General features: G+C 44.1%; 1 protein-coding gene. It reads right to left on the bottom strand.

All coding sequences use genetic code 11. The annotated features are described in order from the left end of the window. Positions 1 to 429 precede the first annotated feature (429 nt). Positions 430 to 1,626, bottom strand: a complete 1,197-nt coding sequence (locus ACSZPU_RS25555; RefSeq protein ID WP_499004404.1) for a fimbrial protein — start codon at positions 1,624 to 1,626, stop codon at positions 430 to 432. Between the last annotated feature and the right edge of the window lie 40 nt (positions 1,627 to 1,666).

Genomic DNA, 1,666 nt, shown 5'->3' with positions numbered 1-1,666 from the left:
TTATCGGTAGTTAACCCTTCCTCCTACACTCTCCACAATCATGTCCGAGCGTTGCACTTATTATCTGAATTCGCGACTTACATATCTACACTACGTGATGGATTGATATTTTTCTGATTTAATTTCAATTGGTTAACTTTATAGAATTGAAGTGAGTGTTGAATTACAAAAGATATATCGATAAATTTGTGATGCAAATCACGATATATAATATTTATCTGTAAAATAAATACTTAGACATATTTAAATCTCATTAAGCAAAACTGAAATATGGCACACCCATTTAAATAGAGTAACTGTCGTTATGCCGAAATAACTAACCAACTGGGTTTATGGTCTATTTTCTAAAATTTATATACGACACCCTTCCGATATATTCTTATTTAATCCTTTGAATAACCCCGGCTATTTACCGGGATTTAACTGACATCAGTTGTAACTGGCGACGATTTCTATCGCAGAATTTGCACTTCCTGCCGAAACCGCACCCGTCGTGCGAATATAGCGTGCAGTCATTTTTATGGTTTCGATGGTGGGCGTACTGCTGCTGGAGTAGGTTTTCGTCGTATAACCTGTTGCAGCAATCGCGCCAGGATTAATGGGCTGATTGAATTTCACCGGGCTCACTGGGGTGGTTCCCGTCGACTGAGACGTTGTTCCCCAGGCAAGCTGAATGCCAAAACCTGTCGCTGTACTGCCGCTGTCCAATGCAATGACGCCATTATTGGTGCCAACCTCACGGGTTCTGGGCATCACGGTGAGCACCAGACCTATATTCGGTGTGGTGGTTGCGGTTCTGCTAATCGCATTTGCCGAATTGATGGAGTAGGTCGAATTATATCCATAGGCTTTTGGGCATTGCAGGGTAAAGGCGGCGTCCTTCCAGGCAGAGAGCGAATCGCCAACATCGTGGCTGCCCATTGGCACCGTTTTATGCGTAAAGTTACAGGTACCCGGATAAGCAGTTAACGAGCCGTTAAACTGTTTGGACATGATGAACCAACCTGTTGAGAATGCTGCATCATAACCATTGTTTGGCGGTGGAGGGAGCATAGTATTTCCCGGCGGAATGTTTAATAGTACATTCAGAACAGGTCCGTTAAATGTTATCAAACCATTTATCGGCAGGTGAGTCCCTCCGTTTGACGGAGGAATTTTCCAGAGCGTAGCCTGAACGCTCAAGGCGTTAGTGGAAAGACTTGTCCATCGATACTGGGTTCCCAGGCCACCTGCATTCAGTATTGTGTAGTTGGCTGACGTGCCAATAGGATTTACAGGCGTGGCAGCACTACCCATCGCAACTTTAAACGAGATTCCCACGCTTTCTTCGGAGGTCGGGAATATCCATTCCCCGTTATACAGGGTGGGTTGTTTGCCATTATAAGGAACAACATATCTTATGGTGTTCACACTATAGGCAGAGCCCATATTACATTGCGCATTACCACTCCAGCGAAAAAATGACCATGTCGCGAGTTTAGAATAGGCCGTGGTATTACCTTCACCACCGCTTGTCACTGACAGGTTTTGCACCGGCATTTGAAAAGTTTCCAGTGCAGACCCACCTGAACACTGTATATTTATTGCAGAAACACTAGATAGTGTCGTCACGAGGATAAAAATCATTGATAATAGGGCCTTCTAATCAGAAGGCCCTATTATCATG

The organism is Phytobacter sp. V69, assembly GCF_965644215.1.
Classification (GTDB): Bacteria; Pseudomonadota; Gammaproteobacteria; order Enterobacterales; family Enterobacteriaceae; genus Phytobacter.
Note: the sequence above shows the minus strand (reverse complement) of the source record. Positions and strands in the feature narration are given on the sequence as shown.